Here is an 844-nt window from a genome sequence, read left to right on the forward strand (position 1 = left end):
CAGGGCGCCCGCACCCCGGCACTGTCCGGTCTGGTGCTCGGCGAACTCACCGTCCGCCAGCGGCAGATCGTCACCCTCGCCGCCGCGGGCCTCAGCAACCGGCAGATCGCCGAGCGCCTCACCCTCTCGGTCCGCACCGTCGGCAATCACCTCTACAGCGCCTACGCCCGCCTCGGCGCGAGCGACCGCGGCGCGCTGCCGTGGCTGGTGGAACTGCCCACCGCGCAGTCGGCGTGACCGGTGACGTGACCGAGGGCCTGACCCGTGCGGGCCGCGGGCCAGGTCGGTTCACGCCGCTCCGAACGCCGTGAACGCCCAGCCCGTCGCCTGGTGGACCGCGTCCCCCGGCAGCGCGGCCCGGGCGTCGCGCAGCGCCTCCGCCAGGGAGAGGCCCGTGCTGAGGCCCTTGTGCAGGGCGAGCATCAGTGGGACCACGGCGGCGTCGTTGACGGGGGCGCTGCTCGCCACCACCCCCGCCGTGCCCAGCGGGAGCAACGCCGTTACCAGCCCGAGGAGTTCGTCCGCGCCCACCGAGGCGAGGCGGGCCGTGTCACAACTGGAGAGGATGATCCGGTACGGGCTGCGGGCGAGACGTTCGAAGTCATGGACGATGAGCGGGCCGTCGGCCATGCCGAGGGACGAGAACAAGGGGCTGTCCGCGCGGAACGTGCCGTGCGCGGCGATATGGGCCAGGGTCGCGCCGTCCAACTCGGCCAGCACCCGGGGGACTTCGGCGTCGTCGTGCTCCAGCACGGTCGGCCTGCCGTAGCGGCCGGCCAGGTCCGGGACCTCGGCGCCGCCGGTCGCGAGGCCGGGCCCGCGCACCAGGACGTGCCGGCCTCCG

Annotated in this window: 2 protein-coding genes; one reads left to right on the forward strand and one right to left on the reverse strand. The window is 74.9% G+C overall.

Going from position 1 to position 844, the window contains the following annotated elements:
- Window positions 1-237, forward strand: a 237-nt coding sequence (locus R6V09_RS54130; RefSeq protein WP_317888689.1) for a response regulator transcription factor, incomplete at its 5' end; no start/stop codon positions are given.
- A gap of 51 nt (window positions 238-288) precedes the next feature.
- On the opposite strand, the gene R6V09_RS54135 is transcribed toward R6V09_RS54130, so the two are convergent.
- Window positions 289-844 (reverse strand): CHAT domain-containing protein (locus tag R6V09_RS54135; RefSeq protein WP_317888690.1); only part of this gene is annotated, 556 nt, incomplete at its 5' end.

Source organism: Streptomyces sp. W16 (genome assembly GCF_033194735.1).
Lineage (GTDB): Bacteria > Actinomycetota > Actinomycetes > Streptomycetales > Streptomycetaceae > Streptomyces.